The organism is Enterobacter cloacae complex sp. ECNIH7 (assembly GCF_002208095.1).
Lineage (GTDB): Bacteria > Pseudomonadota > Gammaproteobacteria > Enterobacterales > Enterobacteriaceae > Enterobacter > Enterobacter cloacae_M.
In genome coordinates this window covers 4,658,922-4,680,908 of sequence record NZ_CP017990.1, presented here as the reverse complement: position 1 = coordinate 4,680,908, position 21,987 = coordinate 4,658,922, and the positions used below count along the sequence as shown (strand labels likewise).

Below are 21,987 nucleotides of genomic sequence, written 5' to 3'. Positions count from 1 at the left end.
GCCGGATAATCCGGCCTTTTAGCAACACAGGTCTCTTACTTCTCGTTCAGACCGAGTTTTTTCTCCAGATAGTGGATATTAGTTCCACCATTCTGGAAGTGCTCGTCGCTCATGATGCGCATCTGCAGATCAACGTTGGTTTTGATACCGTCGATGATCAGTTCCTGCAGGGCGTTTTTCATGCGGGCAATCGCCACGTCACGGTTTTCGCCGTAGCAGATAAGCTTGCCGATCATTGAGTCATAGTACGGCGGTACGGTGTAACCGGCGTAGATATGAGACTCCCAGCGCACACCAAAGCCACCCGGCGCGTGGAAACGCGTGATTTTACCCGGGCTTGGCAGGAAGGTGTTCGGGTCTTCGGCGTTAATACGGCACTCTACCGCATGGCCTTTCACCACAACTTCTTCCTGCTTGATGGACAACGGCTGGCCTGCAGCGATACGCAGCTGTTCTTTGATCAGGTCAACGCCGGTGATCATTTCGGTAACCGGGTGTTCAACCTGAATACGGGTGTTCATTTCGATGAAATAGAACTCGCCGTTTTCGAACAGGAACTCAAAGGTACCTGCCCCGCGATAGCCGATATCGACACACGCTTTGGCGCAACGCTCGCCGATGTAGCGACGCAGTTCCGGAGTAATGCCCGGTGCTGGCGCTTCTTCGACCACTTTCTGGTGACGACGCTGCATGGAGCAGTCACGCTCTGCCAGATAGATCGCGTTACCCTGACCGTCAGCCAGCACCTGAATTTCGATGTGGCGTGGGTTTTCCAGGTATTTTTCCATGTACACCATGTCATTGCTGAAAGCGGCTTTCGCTTCTGCTTTGGTCATGGAGATGGACTGCGCCAGTTCAGCATCGCTGCGCACAACGCGCATACCGCGACCGCCGCCGCCGCCGGACGCCTTGATGATAACCGGATAGCCAATGCGTTTAGCATGAGCACGGTTAGCATCCATATCGTCGGTCAGAGGGCCGTCAGAGCCTGGTACGGTTGGAACACCGGCTTTTTTCATCGCGGTGATTGCAGACACTTTGTCGCCCATCAGGCGGATGGTGTCGGCTTTCGGGCCGATGAAGATGAAGCCAGAGCGTTCAACCTGCTCAGCAAAGTTGGCGTTCTCAGAGAGGAAGCCGTAACCCGGATGAATTGCCACCGCGCCGGTGATTTCAGCGGCGCTGATGATAGCCGGGATGTTCAGATAGCTTTTTACGGACGGAGCCGGGCCAATACAGACCGTCTCATCCGCCAGCAATACGTGTTTTAAATCGCGATCCGCGCTTGAGTGCACAGCGACGGTCTTGATGCCCAGTTCTTTACAGGCACGAAGAATACGCAGTGCGATCTCGCCGCGGTTGGCGATAACAATTTTATCCAGCATGTACGCCTCGTTACTCGATGACGACCAGCGGCTCGTCAAATTCAACCGGCTGACCACTTTCGACCAGAATCGCTTTCACAGTACCTGATTTGTCTGCTTCGATCTGGTTCATCATTTTCATCGCTTCAACGATGCACAGGGTATCGCCTACGTTGACTTTCTGACCCACTTCGATGAACGCTTTCGCGTCCGGGCTCGGGGTGCGGTAGAAAGTACCAACCATTGGGGAACGTACGATGTGACCACTGATTTCTGCTGCAGCGGCAGGTGCGGCTTCAGCTGCTGGCGCAACGGCTGCGGAGAGCGCAGGCTGCTGCACTGGCGCAGCATAAGCCTGCTGCATTACCGGGAAGCTAGCGGCTGGGGCTGCACGGCTGATGCGTACAGACTCTTCGCCTTCAGAAATTTCCAGTTCGGAGATGCCTGATTCTTCAACCAGCTCGATCAGTTTTTTAATCTTACGAATATCCATGAGTGGGTTCCGTACTCTTGTTTAGTGTGATTGTGACAGGCGTTTTACCGCTGTCTGTAAAGCGTATGAATAGCCGTCTGCGCCCAGTCCACAGATAACGCCAGCAGCGATATCCGACAGATACGAATGGTGACGGAACGGCTCTCGGGCGTGCACATTACTCAGGTGGATCTCGATAAACGGGATACTCACCGCGAGCAGTGCGTCGCGGATAGCAACACTGGTGTGCGTAAACGCGGCCGGATTGATCAGGATATAGTCCACATTGTCTTTAGCCTGATGAATACGGTCGATGAGTGCGTACTCCGCATTCGACTGAAAATGATCCAAATCCACATTCAGTGACGCTGCTTCCGTTCCCAGACGGTTAACAATTTCACTCAATGTTAGCGTGCCGTACTTCTCTGGCTCACGGGTGCCGAGCATGTTCAGGTTCGGTCCGTTCAAAACTAAGATATGGAACTTATCAGTCATAATGCCGCTATCTCCTGCGATTTTCGGGTAAAAAACAAAATATACCTTCGAAACGCAAATGTCACCTTTTCAGAGGCTTAAAACCGCTGTCAGGCGAACCAAGGTCGCACATTATAACGATTTCGTAGCATTTAGCAGCTAAATACTGGTCTTATCAGGGAAGATTATCAACCGCTATCCGAAAAAGATTTGCGGTTGACGGGTAATCTGCGGGAAAACGCACAGTTTCGCGAACTATCGCAACCACTGGCGGAACTTCTTGTAACGCCATGCCAAAAGCGCCACGGCCGCCAGTGCATAAAGGATCGGCTGTGGCGAGAGGATCTTCACCGACCACAGGTAATGAATGGGAGCGAGGATCGCGACAAGATAGACGAAGTTATGCAGAAGCTGCCAGCGCCTGCCCAGTTTTCGCTGCGCATATTGCGTGGATGTCAGCGCTAACGCCAGTAAAACCACCCAGCTCAAGATACCCAGCGTCAGATAAGGACGTGTCACCAGTTCGCGGCCAAGCAGCGCCAGATTGTTAATTCCCAATTCCAGCAGGGCGTAGCTGGTGAGGTGCAGCGTCGCCCAGGCAAAACACCATAGCCCTAACAGCCGACGGGTGCGTATCAATAAGGGCTGTTTAGCGTAGCGCGCCAGCGGCGAGACGAGCAAGGTGGCCAGCAAAAATTTCAGAGCCATCCGACCGGTAAAATGCTGGATATCCTTTGCCGGGTCTGCGCTAAAGAGCCCCTGGCTGGCGGCCCAGAACAGCCATATAAAAGGAAGCAGCCCGGCCAGGTGCAGCAGCACTTTCAGCCAGGTAATCTGTTTTGCCGTTAAACGCACTCAGAAATTCTCCCGTAAGTTGAGACCACGGTAAAGCGAAGCCACTTCATCCGCATAGCCGTTAAACAGCAGCGTCGGCTGGCGCTTTACGTCCAGCGCACCGCCGGAACCAATAAACCGCTCGGTTGCCTGCGACCAGCGCGGATGATCCACGTGCGGGTTCACGTTGGCGAAGAAGCCGTATTCGTCCGGGGCCGCCAGATTCCAGGTGGTTGGCGGACGTTCGCGGGTAAGCTTAATGCTGACGATAGATTTAATCCCTTTGAAGCCATATTTCCACGGTACGGTTAAACGGATGGGGGCGCCGTTCTGCGGCGGAAGCGCTTTGCCATAAACGCCAACGGTCAGCAGGGTAAGGGGGTGCATAGCTTCGTCGAGACGTAACCCTTCCACATACGGATACTCAAGCCCGCCGCCGATAAACCGATCTTTCTGCCCGGGCATCTCGTCAGGCGCATAGCGCGTCTGGAAAGCGACATATTTCGCATTGCTGGTGGGTTCAACCATTGCCAGCAGCTTATGAAGCGGGAAGCCGACCCAGGGCACCACCATCGACCAGGCTTCCACGCAGCGCATGCGATAGATACGCTCTTCGAGCGGGAAGCGGGTAGTGAGATCGTGGTGGTCCAGCGTCAGGGGTTTCGCCACTTCACCATCAATTTTCAGCGTCCACGGATCGGTTTTAAGGCTCCCCGCGTTGGCGGCAGGATCGGCCTTATCGAGACCAAATTCGTAGAAGTTGTTATAGCCGGTAACTTTATCTTCCGGCGTGAGCGTCAGCTTGTTTTGCCATTCGGCCGGTTTCGTAAAGGTGAGTGGGGCGCCGGATGGAGCCTTTGGCCGATCGTTGCCTTTAAACCAGTCGAGCAGGTCGGCGTGTGCCGCCGGAGAGAGCGTCAGGGCAGTGGCGCTGATGCCAAGCATTTTCAGGATCTGGCGGCGCTGTAACATAAAGACAGACTCAGACGTTACGTCGGCTTCCGTCAGTTTTCGGTTTTTCATGGCATCCTCCGTCATGCGTTTTTCTAAGCATGACGGAGGAGAGGGATTCGCGCGAATATGTCACGAAAATTTGAAGATTAGGCGATTTTCACCAGCGCACGACCGTGGAACTGGTTGTCCATGATCTTACTGGCGTATTCCGGCGCCTGGCTGAGGGTTATCTCCGTTGCGCTCTGGGTATAGAAAGATTCCGGCAGATCGCGCACCAGCCGTTCCCAGGCTTCATGACGACGGGCCGCAGGGGTCATCACGGAATCCACACCCTGCAGGCGTACGTTACGCAGAATAAATGGCATCACGGTGGTTGGCAGGGCAAATCCGCCGGCCAGACCGCAGGCTGCCACGCATCCGCCGTAGTTCATCTGCGCCAGGACTTTTGCCAGCACCTTATCGCCGACGGTATCCACCGCCCCTGCCCAAACCTGTTTTTCCAGCGGACGGGTTTCGGCAAATTCGTCGCGGCTGAGAATGCGGCTGGCGCCGAGCTGGCGCAGATAGTCATGGGTACTTTCTCGGCCGGAAACCGCAGCGACCTGATAGCCCAGCTTGTGGAGCAGCGTGACTGCCGTGCTGCCCACGCCGCCGCTGGCACCGGTGACGACAATTTCCCCTGACTCAGGGCGGATACCCGCATCTTCCAGCGCCATCACGCACAGCATGGCGGTAAAGCCTGCCGTGCCGACGATCATTGCCTTGCGGCCATCCATGCCTTTCGGCACAGGCACCAGCCAGTCGCCCTTCACGCGCGCCTGCGTTGCCAGCCCGCCCCAGTGATTTTCACCCACGCCCCAGCCGGTGAGCAGTACATGCTGGCCTGGATGGAAGCGCGGATCCTCGCTGGTATGAACCCGGCCAGCGAAATCAATCCCCGGCACCATAGGGAAATTTCGGATGATTTTACCCTTACCGGTAATAGCCAGCGCATCTTTATAATTTAAACTGGACCAGTCGATGTCGACGGTTACTTCGCCTTCCGGCAGGCGGTTCTCTTCTACCGGCTGCACTGAGGCAAGCGTTTTGCCGTCCTGCTGTTCTAAGATCAAAGCCTGCATACGGGGTCCTCTCGACTCATATGATTGGAAAATAATTTCTGAAGACTATACTCGCTCAGGGAAACGCAGTGCCGATTTAACGCAATAAATTGCCAGATACACCCGATTTGGTAGTATGCCGCATTTGAAATGCAAGTTAGCGCTCACTCGCTACCCCATCAACCCACGGAGTAATCTCAAGGATGCGATTAACGACGAAGTTCTCAGCTTTTATCACCTTGCTGACGGGGCTTACCATTTTTGTCACGCTTCTGGGCTGTTCCCTGAGTTTTTACACCGCCATTCAGGACAAGCTGGTTAACCGGGTACAGTCTGTTGCCTCGGTGATTGATACTCGTCTGCTAACGACGCCGCTACCAACGCTCACCAGTGAGCTTGATGAGTTGATGGTACCTGTTGATATTGTTCAGATCGACATTCTGCAGGGAAAGCATCGTGTTTTAAGCCACGAACGACCGGGAAGCTATCGCCCTGCGGGCGTGGTAAGCCAGTATCGGGAAGTGACGGTGCATTCCCTTAAAAATCCGGGGATGACCATACGCATGGTCTACCTCGATCCGATGGCCAGCTATTTCCGATCCATGATGACCACCGCGCCGCTCACCGTCGCCGTTGCGTTTATCGTCCTGCTGATCTTTCTCGCGGTCCGCTGGCTGCGCCGCCAGCTTTCCGGTCAGGAGCTGCTGGAGATGCGCTCCGTGCGGATCCTGAACGGTGAACGCGGCCCGCAGGTGCGTGGCTCCGTTCACGAGTGGCCGTCACGCGCCAGCAGCGCGCTCGATACCCTGCTCTCCGAAATCCAGTTTGCCAGCGATCAGCGCAGCCGTATGGATACGCTGATCCGCTCTTATGCGGCGCAGGATAATAAAACCGGCCTTAACAACCGTCTTTTCTTTGATAATCAGCTCGCCACGCTGCTCGACGATTCAGAGAAAGTGGGGACTCACGGGGTGGTGATGATGATTCGCCTGCCCGATTTCGATCTCCTGCGCGACACCTGGGGACAGCGGGCCGCGGAAGAAAACCTCTTTACGCTGATCAACCTGCTCTCCACCTTTATTATGCGCTACCCGGGCGCGCTGCTGGCCCGCTATCACCGCAGCGACTTTGCCGTGCTGTTGCCTCATCGTACGCTAAAGGAATCCGAAAGCATCGCCAGCCAGCTGCTGAAGGCGGTAGATGCGCTGCCGCAGAGCAAAATGCTCGACAGGGACGATATGGTCCACATGGGGATCTGCGCCTGGCGTGGCGGACAATCCACCGAGCAGGTGATGGAACATGCGGAAGCCGCTACCCGCAACGCCGTGTTGCAGGGGGCCAACGGATGGGCGGTTTACGATGACTCGCTGCCGGAAAAAGGGCGCGGCAACGTGCGCTGGCGCACGCTGATTGAGCAAATGCTTAGCCGCGGCGGTCCACGTATTTATCAAAAACCCGCAGTCATGAAAAACGGCAACGTTCATCACCGTGAACTGATGTGTCGTATTTTTGACGGCACCGAAGAGGTCATCTCTGCGGAATATCTGCCGATGGTGCTGCAATTTGGCCTGTCCGAAGAGTATGACCGCCAGCAAATTACCCGGCTGATTCCGTTTTTATCCTTCTGGCCTGAAGAAAACCTGGCGTTGCAGGTCACCGTGGAGTCGTTAATACGCCCACGTTTTCAGCGCTGGCTTCGTGATACGTTAATGCAATGCGAAAAATCGCAGCGTAAACACATTATTTTTGAACTTGCTGAGGCCGATGTAGGTCAACACATCAGCCGGTTACGTCCGGTGGTACGTTTGATCAATGCGCTCGGTGCACGTATCGCTGTGACGCAGGCAGGTTTAACGCTGGTCAGCACCAACTGGATCAAGGAGCTGGATGTAGAGTTATTAAAGCTACATCCGGGGCTGGTAAGGAATATTGAGAAGCGTACGGAAAACCAGCTGCTGGTACAGAGTCTGGTAGAAGCGTGCAAGGGTACGCGAACACAAGTATTTGCCACGGGCGTGCGCTCCAGAAGCGAATGGCAGATGTTAACAGCGCGCGGCGTGATGGGCGGTCAGGGGGATTTTTTTGCTGCCTCTCAACCGCTTGACACCAACGTGAAAAAATATTTGCAAAGATACTCTGTTTGACCTGCCGTTTACGCTGTTTTCACGTAGAATATCGCGCCTGTAGCTTTGAGTATGTCGAGCAAAAAGCCAGTGAACGACCTGTAACGGGTTACAAACGTCAGTGGGGAACGCTACTGTTTACTCAGCCCTGAGGGAGTCAGGGGATGATTTTGTAACATCAGGAAACGTGCTGCACAAATTTTCACCGTTGCAGATGATTTTTGCGCCTTGTCGCTGCTGCGTGTGGTTGGTAAAGTAAGCGGATTTTGTTTTCCGCCCCAGCTTTCAGGATTATCCCTTAGTATGTTGAAAAAATTTCGTGGCATGTTTTCCAATGACCTGTCCATTGACCTGGGTACCGCGAATACCCTTATTTATGTAAAAGGACAAGGCATCGTATTGAATGAGCCTTCCGTTGTGGCCATTCGTCAGGATCGTGCAGGCTCGCCGAAAAGCGTGGCTGCAGTGGGTCATGACGCGAAGCAGATGCTGGGTCGTACCCCTGGCAACATCGCCGCCATTCGCCCAATGAAAGACGGCGTTATCGCCGACTTCTTCGTGACTGAAAAAATGCTTCAGCACTTCATCAAGCAGGTTCACAGCAACAGCTTCATGCGTCCAAGCCCGCGTGTTCTGGTGTGTGTGCCGGTTGGCGCAACCCAGGTAGAGCGTCGCGCAATCCGTGAATCTGCCCAGGGTGCAGGTGCACGTGAAGTATTCCTGATTGAAGAGCCAATGGCTGCGGCCATCGGTGCGGGCCTGCCAGTTTCCGAAGCTACCGGTTCTATGGTGGTGGATATCGGTGGTGGTACCACTGAAGTGGCCGTTATCTCTCTGAACGGCGTGGTGTACTCCTCTTCCGTACGTATTGGTGGTGACCGCTTCGATGAAGCCATCATTAATTATGTGCGCCGTAACTACGGTTCTCTGATTGGTGAAGCCACCGCAGAGCGTATCAAACACGAAATCGGCTCTGCGTATCCGGGCGATGAAGTGCGTGAGATCGAAGTTCGTGGCCGTAACCTGGCTGAAGGTGTTCCGCGCGGTTTCACCCTGAACTCCAACGAAATTCTGGAAGCTCTGCAGGAACCACTGACGGGCATCGTGAGCGCGGTAATGGTTGCGCTGGAACAGTGCCCACCAGAGCTGGCGTCCGATATCTCCGAGCGCGGTATGGTTCTGACCGGTGGTGGTGCGCTGCTGCGTAACCTCGACCGCCTGTTAATGGAAGAGACAGGTATTCCTGTCGTAGTTGCAGAAGATCCACTGACTTGCGTCGCCCGTGGTGGTGGCAAGGCGCTGGAAATGATCGACATGCACGGCGGCGATTTGTTCAGCGAAGAGTAGTCGAGTTTGAGAGGGTAGCAATTTGCTACCCTTTCTCTCTGACGCGAGAATACGCATAGCCTATGAAGCCAATTTTTAGCCGTGGCCCATCGCTACAGTTTCGCCTTATTCTGGCGGTTCTGGTTGCGCTTGGGGTCATTATTGCCGATAGCCGCCTCGGTACGTTCAGCCAGATCAGAACGTACATGGATACCGCCGTCAGTCCTTTCTACTTTGTTTCAAATGGTCCCCGTGAACTGCTCGACTCCGTTTCTCAAACGCTGTCTTCGCGAGACCAACTCGAACTCGAAAACCGGGCATTACGTCAGGAACTGTTGCTGAAAAACAGCGAACTGCTGATGCTGGGGCAATACAAGCAGGAAAACGCGCGTCTGCGTGAACTGCTCGGCTCGCCGCTGCGTCAGGATGAGCAGAAAATGGTCACGCAGGTGATCTCCACCGTGAACGACCCCTACAGCGATCAGGTTGTGATCGACAAAGGGAGCGTGAACGGGGTGTATGAAGGTCAGCCTGTTATCAGTGATAAGGGCGTCGTGGGCCAGGTTGTTGCCGTGGCCAAACTGACCAGCCGCGTGCTGCTGATTTGCGATGCCACACATGCGCTGCCGATCCAGGTCCTGCGTAACGACATCCGCGTGATTGCGGCCGGTAACGGCTGTACGGACGACCTGCAGCTGGAACATCTGCCGGCTAACACGGATATTCGCGTGGGCGACGTGCTGGTCACGTCCGGCCTGGGCGGACGCTTCCCTGAAGGCTATCCGGTTGCGGTGGTCTCTTCGGTCAAGCTGGACACCCAGCGTGCCTATACCGTGATTCAGGCGCGTCCAACCGCCGGGTTGCAGCGTCTGCGCTATCTGCTGCTGCTGTGGGGCGCCGATCGTAACGGTGCTAACCCGATGACGCCTGAAGAGGTGCATCGCGTAGCAAATGAGCGCCTGATGCAGATGATGCCGCAGGTTCTCCCGCCTGCGGATTCCATGGGGCCGCCTGCGCCAGTTCCGGCGCCGGCAACAGGGTTAACGCAGCCGCTGCCGGATGCGCCGCCACCGCCTAAACTCTCTTCGGGAGGGCAGTAGTGGCAAGCTATCGTAGCCAGGGGCGCTGGGTCATCTGGCTCTCGTTTCTCATTGCACTGTTACTGCAAGTGATGCCCTGGCCGGATGACATTCTCGTTTTCCGGCCAAACTGGGTATTGCTCATTTTACTCTACTGGATCCTTGCCCTGCCGCATCGCGTAAATGTCGGCACAGGTTTCGTGATGGGTGCCATACTGGATCTCATTAGCGGCTCTACGCTTGGCGTGCGCGCCTTGTCCATGAGCATTATTGCGTACCTCGTCGCACTCAAATTCCAGCTCTTTCGTAACCTTGCGCTCTGGCAACAGGCCCTGGTGGTGATGTTATTGTCGCTCGCTGCGGATATCGTTGTTTTCTGGGCAGAGTTTTTAGTGATCAACGTCTCTTTCCGACCGGAAGTGTTCTGGAGTAGTGTAGTAAACGGTGTGCTCTGGCCATGGTTATTCCTGCTGATGCGTAAGGTTCGCCAGCAGTTTGCTGTGCAATAAAAGGTTTCTATGACGTCTTTGTATCTCGCTTCCGGCTCCCCGCGCCGTCAGGAACTCCTGACGCAGCTAGGGGTCTCTTTTGAACGCATCGTTACCGGCATTGAAGAAAAGCGTGCTGAGGGCGAAAGCGCTCAACAGTATGTGTCTCGCCTGGCGCGCGAGAAAGCGCAGGCGGGCGTGGCCAGTGTGCCACGCGATCTTCCCGTGCTGGGAGCAGATACCATCGTTATTCTGAACGGTGAAGTGCTTGAGAAACCGCGCGATGCCGATCATGCGGCGCGCATGCTGCACAAAATGTCCGGACAAACGCATCAGGTGATGACGGCCGTCGCGCTGGCTGACCGCCAGCACGTGCTGGATTGCCTGGTGGTGACCGAAGTGACGTTCAGAGTACTTACCGACGACGACATCGCCGCTTATATTGCCAGCGGTGAACCGATGGATAAAGCAGGTGCATACGGTATTCAGGGGCTGGGTGGCTGTTTTGTCAGGAAGATTAATGGCAGCTATCACGCCGTAGTCGGCTTACCGCTGGTGGAAACGTATGAGTTGCTGAGCAATTTTAACTCACTGCGTGAGGGAAGGGATAATTATGACGGCTGAATTGTTGGTAAACGTAACGCCATCGGAAACCCGTGTGGCCTATATTGATGGTGGCATTCTTCAGGAAATTCATATTGAGCGTGAAGCGCGGCGCGGAATAGTAGGCAATATCTACAAAGGTCGTGTCAGCCGTGTACTACCGGGTATGCAGGCGGCTTTTGTAGATATTGGACTGGATAAGGCGGCGTTTTTACATGCCTCCGATATCATGCCGCACACCGAGTGCGTCGCGGGCGAAGAGCAAAAGCAGTTTGCCGTGCGCGATATTTCTGAACTGGTGCGTCAGGGGCAGGATCTGATGGTGCAGGTGGTGAAAGATCCCCTCGGTACCAAAGGCGCCCGTCTGACCACCGACATCACCTTACCTTCCCGCTATCTGGTCTTTATGCCCGGCGCGTCGCACGTGGGCGTTTCGCAGCGTATTGAGAGCGAAACCGAGCGCGAGCGTCTGAAGAAAGTGGTCAGCGCCTACTGCGATGAACAGGGCGGGTTTATCATCCGTACCGCTGCGGAAGGGATCAGCGAAGAAGACCTCGCGTCGGATGCGGCTTACCTGAAGCGCGTCTGGACCAAGGTAATGGAGCGTAAAAAACGCAACCAGACCCGCTACCAGCTTTACGGTGAACTGGCGCTTGCTCAGCGCGTTCTGCGCGACTTTGCTGATGCGCAGCTTGACCGCATTCGCGTGGACTCGCGCCTGACCTATGAAGCGCTGCTGGAATTTACCGCTGAGTACATCCCGGAGATGCCCGGCCTGCTGGAGCATTATTCAGGGCGTCAGCCGATCTTCGATCTCTATGATGTCGAAAACGAGATCCAGCGCGCGCTGGAGCGTAAGGTCGAGCTGAAGTCAGGCGGCTATCTGATCATCGATCAGACCGAGGCGATGACCACCGTTGATATCAACACCGGCGCGTTTGTCGGCCATCGCAACCTGGATGACACCATCTTCAACACCAACATCGAAGCCACGCAGGCGATTGCGCGCCAGCTTCGTCTGCGCAATCTGGGCGGCATTATCATCATCGACTTCATCGATATGAGTAATGAAGACCACCGTCGCCGCGTGCTGCACTCGCTTGAGCAGGCGCTGAGCAAAGACCGCGTGAAAACCAGCATTAACGGCTTCTCACAGCTGGGGCTGGTGGAAATGACGCGTAAGCGTACCCGCGAGAGCGTTGAGCATGTGCTGTGTAATGAATGCCCAACCTGCCATGGACGCGGAACGGTAAAGACGGTTGAGACCGTCTGCTACGAAATTATGCGTGAAATCGTCCGTGTTCATCATGCCTACGACTCCGATCGTTTTCTGGTCTATGCTTCCCCTGCGGTGGCTGAAGCGCTGAAAGGCGAAGAGTCACACGCGCTGGCGGAAGTGGAAATCTTTGTCGGCAAACAGGTAAAAGTACAAATTGAACCGCTCTATAACCAGGAGCAGTTTGACGTCGTGATGATGTAAGACGCAGTACGCTGCGTGACGAAAGCTGACAAGGAGAGATGCGTGAGGCGATTGCCGGGGATTTTATTGCTTACAGGGGCAACGCTGGTCGTGATTGTCGCGTTGCTCGTGAGCGGGCTACGCCTCGTATTACCGCATCTGGACAGCTGGCGTCCGCAGCTGCTGGCTAAAATTGAATCCACCACCGGCGTGCCGGTGAACGTAAGCCAGCTAAGCGCTAACTGGCAGAATTTTGGCCCGACGCTTGATGTCCGGGATATCAACGCCAGCCTGAAAGATGGCGGCCACCTGAAAATCAAACGCGTGACCCTGGCGCTGGACGTCTGGCAAAGCCTGCTGCATCTGCGCTGGCAGTTTCGCGATCTCACCTTTTATCAGCTCCAGTTCCTGACCAATACGCCGCTGTCCGGCGGCGATAGCGGTCAGGGTCTTGAAGCCAACCGCTTCAGCGATCTTTTCCTCCGCCAGTTCGATCACTTCGATCTGCGCGACAGCGAAGTGAGCTTCATTACTCTTTCCGGCCAGCGCGCCGAACTGGCGATCCCTCAGCTGACCTGGCTCAACGGTAAAGAACGTCACCGCGCCGAGGGGCAGGTCAATCTCTCAAGCCTGAACGGCCAGCACGGCGTGATGCAGGTGCGCATGGATCTGCGGGACGATGACGGCCTGTTAAACAACGGCAAAGTCTGGCTGCAGGCCGACGATGTTGACGTGAAGCCATGGCTGGGCGACTGGCTCCAGCAAAATATGCAGCTGGAGACTGCCCGTTTCAGCCTTGAAGGCTGGCTGACCCTGACCAAAGGCGAATTTGCCAGCGGCGATATCTGGCTCAAGCAGGGGGGGGCCAGCTGGAAAGGCGAAAAACAGCAGCATCAGCTTTCCGTCGATAACCTCACCGCGCACGTGACGCAGGAGAAAGAGGGCTGGCAGTTTGCCATTCCGGATACGCGCATCACCATGGACGGCAAGTCGTGGCCGCGCGGTGCGCTGACGCTGGCCTGGATGCCGGAGCAGGACGTCGGCGGTACGGCCAGTAAACGCAGCGACGAGCTGCGCATCCGCGCCAGCAACCTCGATTTGGCGGCCATTGAAGGCCTGCGCTCGATGGCGGCAAAGCTCTCTCCGGACCTGGGCGAGATCTGGCTGGCAACGCAGCCGAGCGGGACGATCGATGCTCTGGGGCTGGATATCCCGCTCCAGGCGACGGAAAAAACCCGCTTCCAGGCAACGTGGAAAGATCTTGCCTGGAAGCAGTGGAAGCTGCTGCCGGGGGCGGAGCACTTTAGCGGCAAGCTGGAAGGCAGCGTGGAAAACGGCAGGCTGACGGTTGATATGCACGACGCCAAAATGCCTTACGAGACGGTCTTCCGCGCGCCGCTGGAAATCGAACAGGGCAGCGCGGTGCTTAACTGGCTCCGTAACGACAAGGGTTTCCAGCTTGATGGCCGCCATATCGATGTGAAAGCCAAAGCGGTGCACGCGCGCGGCGATTTCCGCTATCTGCAGCCTGAAGGCGATGAGCCGTGGCTGGGCATTCTGGCCGGGATCAGCACCGATGACGGCTCACAGGCCTGGCGTTACTTCCCGGAAAACCTGATGGGAAAAGCCCTGGTGGACTATCTCAGCGGCGCGATTCAGGGCGGTCAGGCGGACAATGCCACGCTAGTGTACGGCGGTAACCCGCATCTATTCCCGTACAAACATAATGAAGGCCAGTTCCAGGTGCTGGTACCGCTGCATAACGCGACCTTTGCGTTCCAGCCCGGCTGGCCTGCGCTGAAAGACCTGGATATCGAGCTCAACTTCCTCAATGACGGGCTATGGATGAAGTCCGACAGCGTGGTGCTGGGCGGCGTGACGGCCAGCAACCTGACGGCCAACATCCCGGATTACTCCAAAGAGAAGCTGCTGATTGATGCTGACATCAACGGTCCGGGCAAAGCGGTGGGACCGTACTTTGAGGAGACGCCCCTGAAAGAGTCGCTGGCGGCGACGCTCCAGCAGCTACAGCTTGATGGCGATGTGAATGCTCGCTTACATCTTGATATCCCGCTGGACGGAGAGATGACCACCGCCAAAGGTGACGTCCGCCTGAAGAACAACAGTCTGTTCATCAAACCCCTTGAGAGCACGCTGAAAAATCTCAGCGGGCAGTTCAGCTTTGACAACGGTAACCTGAAGAGCGAGCCGCTTACGGCCAGTTGGTTTAATCAGCCCGTTAATATCGACTTCACGACCACCGAGGGTGAAAAGGCTTATCAGGTGGCCGTCAATCTGGACGGTAACTGGCAGCCAGCGCGCATGGACGTCCTGCCGAAGCCCATTGAGGCATCAGTGCAGGGCGCGGTCGCCTGGCAGGGCAAAGTGGCAATTGACCTGCCTTATCACGCGGGCGCCCGGTATAAGGTCGACATCACGGGCGATCTGAAAAACCTTCAGAGCCAGCTGCCTGCGCCGCTGGATAAACAGGCCGGACAGCCCCTGCCGGTAAAGCTGAACGTCGATGGCAACCTGAACAGCTTCGCGCTGACCGGAAGCGCGGGCGGGACAAACCACTTCAACAGCCGCTGGCTGCTTAACCGCAAGCTCACCCTCGACAAAGCCATCTGGACAACGGATAGCCGCTCCACGCCGCCTCTGCCGGAGCAGGCTGGCATTGAGCTGAATCTCCCGCCGATGGACGGCGCAGAGTGGCTGGCGCTGTTCCAGAAAGGCGTTGGGCAAAACGTTGATGAAACCGCCCAGTTCCCGCAAGCCATTACCGTACGTACGCCGTCGCTGATGCTGGGCGGGCAGCAGTGGAACAACCTGAGCATTGTCTCGCGGCCTGGCGCTAACGGCACGAAGGTGGAGGCCCAGGGAAGGGAGATCAACGGCACGCTGACCATGCGCAATCACGCGCCTTGGCAGGCGGCGATCCGCTACCTCTACTACAACCCGGCAAGCGCCGCGAGCGGGAAAGATAAACCGGCAGAGACGTCGCCGCTGAGTAATGTCTCCCGCGTCGATTTTAGCGGCTGGCCCGATCTCCAGCTGCGCTGCGCGGAGTGCTGGCTGTGGGGGCAGAAATATGGCCGTATCGACGGCGATTTCACCATCCAGGCAAATACGCTTACGCTCTCCGGTGGCCTGGTTGATACCGGTTTTGGCCGCATGACGGCCGCAGGGGAATGGGTGAATAACCCGGGCGAGCAGCGAACTTCCCTGAAGGGTGACATTAAAGGCAACAAGCTGGATGCGGCAGCCAATTTCTTTGGTATCAGCACGCCGCTGCGCGGCTCGTCATTTGACGTCGATTACGATCTTCACTGGCGTGACGCCCCGTGGAAGCCTGATGAAGCCTCGCTGAACGGTATTCTGAAAACCCGCTTCGGCAAAGGTGAAATTGCCGACGTGAGCACGGGGCGCGCCGGGCAGATCCTGCGCCTGCTGAGTTTTGATGCGCTGCTGCGCAAGCTGCGCTTCGATTTCAGCGATACGTTCAGCGAAGGTTTCTACTACGATTCCATCCGCAGTACGGCATGGATTAAGGACGGCGTTCTGCATACGGACGATACGCTGGTGGATGGCCTGGAAGCGGATATCGCCATGAAAGGCTCAGTTAACCTCGTGCGTCGCGAGCTGGATATGGAAGCCGTGGTGGCACCGGAAATTTCCGCGAGCGTGGGCGTGGCGGCGGCCTTTGTGGTGAACCCGATTGTCGGTGCGGCGGTGTTTGCCGCCAGCAAAGTGCTGGGTCCGCTGTGGAGCAAAGTCTCCATTCTGCGCTACCGCATTACCGGTCCGGTAGATAAACCGCAGATTAACGAGGTGCTGCGCCAGCCGCGCAAAGATGCACAGCAATGATTTGACGTGGGCAGGTAATTGCCTCACTCTCAATAAATACGATCTTTATACCGCCACGGGCGGCAACGAACGAGTAGCAATACGATGAGTCTGAACCTGGTAAGTGAACATTTGCTCGCAGCGAACGGCCTGAGCCATCAGGACCTGTTCTCCATTCTTGGTCAACTGACCGAACGCCGTCTCGACTACGGCGACCTTTATTTCCAGTCGAGCTATCACGAATCCTGGGTTTTAGAAGACAGCATCATCAAAGATGGCTCCTACAACATTGACCAGGGCGTCGGCGTCCGTGCCGTCAGCGGCGAGAAAACCGGTTTCGCCTATGCCGATCAGATTAGCCTCACCGCACTTGAGCAGAGCGCGCAGGCCGCACGTACCATTGTGCGTGATACCGGCGATGGTCGCGTGAAAACCCTGGGAGAAGTGCAGCACTCTGCGCTCTATACCAGCATCGATCCTCTGCAAAGCATGAGCCGTGAAGAGAAGCTGGATATCCTGCGTCGTGTGGACAAAGTCGCCCGCGCGGCGGATAAACGCGTGCAGGAAGTTTCTGCCAGCCTGAGCGGCGTGTATGAGTTGATTCTGGTTGCGGCAACGGACGGTACCCTTGCGGCAGACGTTCGCCCGCTGGTGCGTCTCTCCATTAGCGTGCAGGTCGACGACGTTGGCAAACGCGAGCGCGGCTCAAGCGGCGGCGGCGGTCGTTTCGGCTATGACTGGTTCCTGGGCGACGTTGACGGTGAAGCTCGCGCCGACGCGTGGGCGAAAGAAGCCGTGCGCATGGCGCTGGTGAATCTGAATGCCGTCGCGGCGCCGGCGGGCTCATTCCCGGTGGTGCTGGGCGCTGGCTGGCCGGGTGTGCTGTTGCACGAGGCCGTAGGCCACGGCCTGGAAGGCGACTTTAACCGTCGCGGGACGTCCGTGTTCAGCGGTCAAATCGGGCAGCTTGTCTCCTCTGAGCTGTGCACCGTGGTGGATGACGGCACCATGCGCGATCGTCGCGGCTCGGTGGCTATCGACGATGAAGGTACGCCAGGGCAGTACAACGTGCTGATCGAAAATGGTGTGCTGAAAGGCTACATGCAGGACAAACTCAACGCGCGTCTGATGGGCGTCGCGCCGACGGGCAACGGACGCCGTGAATCTTACGCGCACCTGCCGATGCCGCGCATGACCAACACGTACATGCTGCCGGGCAAATCCACGCCGCAGGAGATTATCGAATCCGTTGATTACGGTATCTTTGCGCCAAACTTTGGCGGCGGCCAGGTGGACATTACCTCCGGTAAGTTTGTTTTCTCCACGTCAGAAGCGTATCTGATCGAGAAAGGCAAAGTGACCAAAGCGGTGAAGGGTGCGACGCTGATTGGCTCCGGTATTGAAGCCATGCAGCAGATCTCTATGGTCGGTAACGATCTGAAGCTGGATAACGGCGTGGGCGTCTGCGGTAAAGAGGGCCAGAGCCTGCCGGTTGGCGTGGGCCAGCCAACGCTGAAGGTGGACAACCTGACTGTGGGCGGCACGGCGTGATTTCCTGACCCTCTCCCCAAAGGGGAGAGGGAACTGCTCCGCGCAGTCTTTTCTCCCTCGTCCTTTTGGAAAAGGTCTACTCTTTCCTTCTCCCCCGCATCCCCTGAAACAGCTCCGCTACGTCCACAAAATACTCGGTCAGATAGTTAATACACACCTGTACCTTGAGCGGGAGTTTGTCTTTTTCGGTATACAGGGCGTACACAGGACGCGGATCGGACTGGTAGCGCGGGAAGAGGATCTCCAGCACGCCGCTGTTGATCTCGTTGATCACCCACATTAACGGCACGTAGGCGATCCCGGCGCCGGCCACCAGCCAGCGCGAAATGGTCATCGGATCGTTAGTGACAAACCGTCCTTCCGGTAGCAGCCTGGTAGAGATCCCTTCCGGAGCGATCAGCTCAAATTCATTATCGGGCCGCACGCTGTACTCCAGCCACGAGTGGTTGGTGAGATCGGCGGGTTTCTCCGGAACACCGTACTGCGCCAGATAGCTTTTCGAGGCGCAGACCACCATCGGCATGCTGCCCAGCCGTCGCGAGAACAGGCTGGAATCCTGCAACGCGCCGACGCGGATCACCACGTCCAGCCCGTCGGCAATCAGATCCGGCGCCGGGATACCCGTCACCAGATTAACGGTAAGCCCGGGATATTCTTTCAGCATATCCGCCGTCATGGCAGCGAGAACATTTTGTGCCATAGTTGAAGAACACCCGATGCGCAGCGTGCCGATGGGGGTGTTGTTGAAGGCATAGAGCTGTTCGTGAACATCCTGCACTTCAAGCAGCATGCGGCGACAGCCCTGATAGTAAATTTTACCCGCCTCCGTCAGCCCAATGCTGCGGGTACTGCGGTTGAGCAGCTTGACCTGAAGCTCATCTTCCAGTTTGGACACCGTCTGGCTGATGGATGAGACGCTCATCTGAAGCTGGCGTGCAGCGGCGGTAAAAGAGCCCAGCTCAACCACTTTGGCGAAGACCGACATGCGTTTTAAACGTTCCATTGTTCACTCTGGCTTAAAAGTGATTTAGATCACATATTATAGATAACAGCATAACAGTTACGTTAATATATTATTAATTACATAACGGCTGCGCCATTCTCGCCCGGCGTTTCTTGCTCTCCTGCGGTGGCGTGCGCTAAAAAATTCTGAAGCCTGCACTCTCTCTTATCAAGGTCAACATGAGTCTGTTTCCCGTTATCGTGGTGTTCGGTCTGTCGTTCCCACCGATATTTTTCGAGCTTCTTTTATCACTGGCGATCTTCTGGCTGGTGCGCAAGGTGCTGGTCCCTACCGGGATCTACGATTTCGTCTGGCACCCTGCATTGTTCAATACCGCGCTGTATTGCTGCCTGTTTTATCTGATATCGCGCATGTTTGTCTGAGGTTGATGTGAAAACGCTAACAAGAAAAATCTCCCGCACTGCCATCACAATGGCGCTGGTTATCCTCGCCTTCATCGCTATTTTCCGCGCCTGGGTTTATTACACCGAATCACCGTGGACGCGTGATGCACGCTTCAGCGCCGATGTGGTGGCAATAGCCCCTGACGTGGCCGGTCTTATCACGGCGGTCAACGTCCACGATAACCAGCTAGTGAAAAAAGATCAGGTTCTGTTCACCATCGACCAGCCTCGTTACCAGAAAGCGCTGGAAGAGGCGGAAGCGGACGTGGCCTATTATCAGGCGCTCGCTGCGGAGAAACGCCGCGAGGCAGGCCGCCGTAATCAGCTGGGCGTTCAGGCAATGTCCCGCGAAGAGATTGACCAGTCCAACAACGTGCTGCAAACCGTGCTGCACCAGCTGGCGAAAGCGCAGGCAACGCGCGATCTGGCGAAGCTCGATCTCGAGCGCACCGTGATCCGCGCGCCGTCCGATGGCTGGGTCACCAACCTCAACGTCTATGCCGGGGAATTCATTACCCGTGGCTCAACCGCCGTGGCGCTGGTTAAACAGAACTCCTTCTACGTGCTCGCCTATATGGAAGAGACCAAGCTGGAAGGCGTGCGCCCAGGTTATCGGGCTGAAATTACGCCGCTCGGCAGCAATCGCGTCTTTAAAGGCACCGTCGACAGCGTTGCCGCAGGGGTGACTAACTCCAGCAGCTCTAACGATGCCAAAGGGATGGCGACGGTCGATTCCAACCTGGAGTGGGTGCGTCTGGCCCAGCGCGTGCCGGTACGTATTCATCTGGATGAACAGCAGGGAAATCTGTGGCCTGCGGGTACCACGGCGACGGTGGTGATCACCGGTGAAAAGGACCGGGATGCCAGCCAGGACTCGTTCTTCCGTAAAATTGCCCACCGCCTGCGCGAGTTTGGTTAATCGCCATGGGTATCTTTTCCATCGCCAGCCAGCACATTCGCTTCGCCGTAAAGCTGGCGTGCGCCATCGTGCTGGCGCTGTTTGTTGGCTTTCACTTCCAGCTTGAAACCCCTCGCTGGGCAGTGCTGACGGCCGCGATTGTCGCGGCGGGCCCGGCCTTTGCCGCGGGCGGGGAGCCCTATTCAGGCGCGATCCGCTATCGCGGGATGCTGCGTATCATCGGGACGTTTATCGGCTGTTTCGCGGCGCTGACCATTATTATTCTCATGATCCGCACCCCGCTGCTGATGCTGATGGTCTGCTGCATCTGGGCGGGTTTCTGCACCTGGATCTCGTCTCTGGTGAAAGTGGAGAACTCCTACGCCTGGGGACTGGCGGGCTATACCGCGCTGATTATTATCATCACTATCCAAAGCGAACCGCTGCTGGCCCCGCAGTTTGCGGTGGAGCGATGCAGCGAAATTGTGATTGGTATTGTCAGCGCGATCGTCGCTGATCTGCTTTTCTCCCCGCGCTCCATCAAGCAGGAGGTCGACCGTGAGCTCGACGCGCTGATTGTTGCCCAGTATCAGCTGATGCAGCTGTGCATTAAGCACGGCGATAGCGAAGAGGTGGATAAAGCCTGGAGCGGGCTGGTACGCCGTACGCAGGCGCTGGAAGGTATGCGCAGCAACCTTAACATGGAGTCCTCGCGCTGGGCCCGCGCGAATCGACGCCTTAAAGCCCTCAACACCGTCTCTCTGACGCTGATTACCCAGGCCTGTGAAACCTATCTGATTCAGAACACCCGGCCGGAAGCGGTCACCGATACGTTCCGCGAACTGTTTGCCGAGCCGGTGGAAACCGTACAGGACGTGCATAAGCAGCTTAAGCGCATGCGCAGGGTGGTTGCCTGGACCGGGGAGCGCGACACGCCGGTGACCATCTACACCTGGGTCGGCGCCGCGACGCGCTATCTGCTGCTGAAGCGCGGCGTAATCGGTAACACCAAAATCAGCGCGGCGGAAGAAGAGGTGCTGCAGGGGGAAGTGGTGATCAAGGCGGAATCCGCCGAGCGCCATCACGCCATGGTCAATTTCTGGCGTACGACGCTTGCCTGCATGCTCGGTACGCTGTTCTGGCTGTGGACGGGCTGGACGTCCGGCAGCGGCGCGATGGTGATGATTGCCGTTGTGACCGCACTGGCGATGCGTCTGCCTAATCCGCGTATGGTCGCCATTGATTTCCTTTACGGCACGATTGCCGCGTTGCCGATAGGCGCGCTCTATTTCCTGGTCATCATCCCGTCGACGCAACAGAGCATGCTGCTGCTCTGTATTAGCCTGGCGGTAATGGCGTTCTTTATAGGCATTGAAGTGCAAAAGCGGCGTCTGGGATCGCTGGGGGCGCTGGCGAGTACGATTAACATCATCGTGCTCGATAACCCGATGACCTTCCATTTCAGCCAGTTCCTCGACAGCGCGTTAGGCCAGCTGGTGGGCTGCTTCCTGGCCATGATGGTGATACTGCTGGTGCGGGATAACTCGCAGGCAAGAACGGGCCGCGTGCTGCTGAACCAGTTCGTGTCGGCTGCCGTGTCATCTTTGACAACCAATACCGCGCGCCGTAAAGAGAACCACCTCCCCGCGCTGTACCAGCAGCTGTTTTTGCTGCTGAACAAGTTCCCGGGCGATATCGCGAAGTTCCGCCTGGCGTTAACCATGATCATTGCGCACCAGCGTTTGCGTAACGCGCCCGTGCCGATCAACGACGATCTGTCGGCATACCACCGCCAGCTGCGTCGTACCGCCGATCACGTGCTTTCTGCCAGCAGCGATGACAAACGGCGTCGCTACTTTACGCAGCTGCTTGAAGAGCTCGATACCTATCAGGAAAAGCTCAAGCACTGGGAGGCGCCGCCTCAGGTGACCGAGCCGGTAGGACGGCTGGTGTTTATGCTGCATCGCTACCAGAATGCCCTCACGGATAACTGACTGAAGTAAAAAACC

18 protein-coding genes are annotated in these 21,987 nt (G+C 56.6%); 11 read left to right on the top strand and 7 right to left on the bottom strand.

What is annotated here, in order from left to right:
• Positions 1 to 35: 35 nt before the first annotated feature.
• The 6 genes from accC to acuI all read right to left on the bottom strand — a co-directional run bounded on the left by accC (position 36) and on the right by acuI (position 5,219).
• Positions 36 to 1,385, bottom strand: a complete 1,350-nt coding sequence (accC, locus tag WM95_RS23325) for an acetyl-CoA carboxylase biotin carboxylase subunit (RefSeq protein ID WP_003860388.1) — start codon at positions 1,383 to 1,385, stop codon at positions 36 to 38.
• Positions 1,386 to 1,395: 10 nt separating this feature from the next.
• Positions 1,396 to 1,857, bottom strand: a complete 462-nt coding sequence (gene accB / locus WM95_RS23320) for an acetyl-CoA carboxylase biotin carboxyl carrier protein (RefSeq protein WP_010436174.1) — start codon at positions 1,855 to 1,857, stop codon at positions 1,396 to 1,398.
• Positions 1,858 to 1,878: 21 nt separating this feature from the next.
• A complete protein-coding gene (gene aroQ, locus WM95_RS23315; protein WP_023309405.1) occupies positions 1,879 to 2,331 on the bottom strand; it encodes a type II 3-dehydroquinate dehydratase in 453 nt (150 codons plus the stop codon).
• 234 nt (positions 2,332 to 2,565) lie between these two features.
• Positions 2,566 to 3,165, bottom strand: a complete 600-nt coding sequence (gene msrQ, locus WM95_RS23310; protein WP_063409294.1) for a protein-methionine-sulfoxide reductase heme-binding subunit MsrQ — start codon at positions 3,163 to 3,165, stop codon at positions 2,566 to 2,568.
• Entirely contained in the window at positions 3,166 to 4,167 is a 1,002-nt protein-coding gene (gene msrP / locus WM95_RS23305) for a protein-methionine-sulfoxide reductase catalytic subunit MsrP (RefSeq protein WP_032659657.1), read from the bottom strand.
• Between the two features lie 77 nt (positions 4,168 to 4,244).
• Positions 4,245 to 5,219 carry an acrylyl-CoA reductase (NADPH) gene (acuI, locus tag WM95_RS23300; RefSeq protein WP_063409293.1) on the bottom strand — a complete coding sequence of 325 codons (975 nt, stop codon included), beginning with the start codon at positions 5,217 to 5,219 and terminating at the stop codon, positions 4,245 to 4,247.
• Between the two features lie 182 nt (positions 5,220 to 5,401).
• On the opposite strand from acuI, the gene csrD reads away from it, so the two are divergent.
• The 8 genes from csrD (at position 5,402) to tldD (ending at position 17,673) form a co-directional block, all read left to right on the top strand.
• Entirely contained in the window at positions 5,402 to 7,342 is a 1,941-nt protein-coding gene (gene csrD / locus WM95_RS23295; protein ID WP_063409292.1) for an RNase E specificity factor CsrD, read from the top strand.
• Positions 7,343 to 7,624: 282 nt separating this feature from the next.
• Positions 7,625 to 8,668, top strand: a complete 1,044-nt coding sequence (mreB, locus tag WM95_RS23285; protein ID WP_000913396.1) for a rod shape-determining protein MreB — start codon at positions 7,625 to 7,627, stop codon at positions 8,666 to 8,668.
• A gap of 62 nt (positions 8,669 to 8,730) precedes the next feature.
• Positions 8,731 to 9,747 (top strand): rod shape-determining protein MreC, encoded by a 1,017-nt coding sequence (mreC, locus tag WM95_RS23280; protein ID WP_023309400.1) that lies wholly within the window; start codon positions 8,731 to 8,733, stop codon positions 9,745 to 9,747.
• Positions 9,747 to 10,235: a rod shape-determining protein MreD gene (gene mreD / locus WM95_RS23275; protein ID WP_023309399.1), complete on the top strand. Its 489-nt coding sequence runs from the start codon at positions 9,747 to 9,749 to the stop codon at positions 10,233 to 10,235. The genes mreC and mreD overlap by 1 nt, the downstream gene beginning before the upstream one ends.
• A 9-nt stretch (positions 10,236 to 10,244) precedes the next feature.
• Complete coding sequence (locus WM95_RS23270; protein WP_023309398.1) at positions 10,245 to 10,838, top strand: Maf family protein; 594 nt, start codon at positions 10,245 to 10,247, stop codon at positions 10,836 to 10,838.
• Positions 10,828 to 12,297, top strand: coding sequence for a ribonuclease G (gene rng / locus WM95_RS23265; RefSeq protein ID WP_010436156.1), 1,470 nt, complete (start codon positions 10,828 to 10,830; stop codon positions 12,295 to 12,297). The genes WM95_RS23270 and rng overlap by 11 nt, the downstream gene beginning before the upstream one ends.
• 42 nt (positions 12,298 to 12,339) lie before the next feature.
• Complete coding sequence (yhdP, locus tag WM95_RS23260) at positions 12,340 to 16,143, top strand: AsmA2 domain-containing protein YhdP (RefSeq protein WP_063409291.1); 3,804 nt, start codon at positions 12,340 to 12,342, stop codon at positions 16,141 to 16,143.
• An 84-nt stretch (positions 16,144 to 16,227) separates the two neighbouring features.
• A complete protein-coding gene (tldD, locus tag WM95_RS23255; protein ID WP_063409290.1) occupies positions 16,228 to 17,673 on the top strand; it encodes a metalloprotease TldD in 1,446 nt (481 codons plus the stop codon).
• A gap of 76 nt (positions 17,674 to 17,749) precedes the next feature.
• Here tldD and aaeR read toward each other — a convergent pair whose 3' ends face one another.
• Positions 17,750 to 18,676, bottom strand: coding sequence for an HTH-type transcriptional activator AaeR (gene aaeR, locus WM95_RS23250; RefSeq protein WP_023309395.1), 927 nt, complete (start codon positions 18,674 to 18,676; stop codon positions 17,750 to 17,752).
• A 179-nt stretch (positions 18,677 to 18,855) separates the two neighbouring features.
• Here aaeR and aaeX point away from each other — a divergent pair, with 179 nt between their 5' ends.
• The 3 genes from aaeX to aaeB are packed head-to-tail and all read left to right on the top strand — an operon-like array spanning position 18,856 to position 21,972.
• Positions 18,856 to 19,059, top strand: a complete 204-nt coding sequence (gene aaeX, locus WM95_RS23245) for a p-hydroxybenzoic acid efflux pump operon protein AaeX (protein WP_003860416.1) — start codon at positions 18,856 to 18,858, stop codon at positions 19,057 to 19,059.
• Positions 19,060 to 19,066: 7 nt separating this feature from the next.
• The gene (gene aaeA / locus WM95_RS23240) at positions 19,067 to 19,999 is read left to right on the top strand and encodes a p-hydroxybenzoic acid efflux pump subunit AaeA (protein WP_023309394.1); all 933 of its coding nucleotides are present in this window, start codon (positions 19,067 to 19,069) and stop codon (positions 19,997 to 19,999) included.
• 5 nt (positions 20,000 to 20,004) lie between these two features.
• Positions 20,005 to 21,972 (top strand): p-hydroxybenzoic acid efflux pump subunit AaeB, encoded by a 1,968-nt coding sequence (gene aaeB, locus WM95_RS23235; RefSeq protein WP_063409190.1) that lies wholly within the window; start codon positions 20,005 to 20,007, stop codon positions 21,970 to 21,972.
• The last annotated feature ends 15 nt before the right edge of the window (positions 21,973 to 21,987 follow it).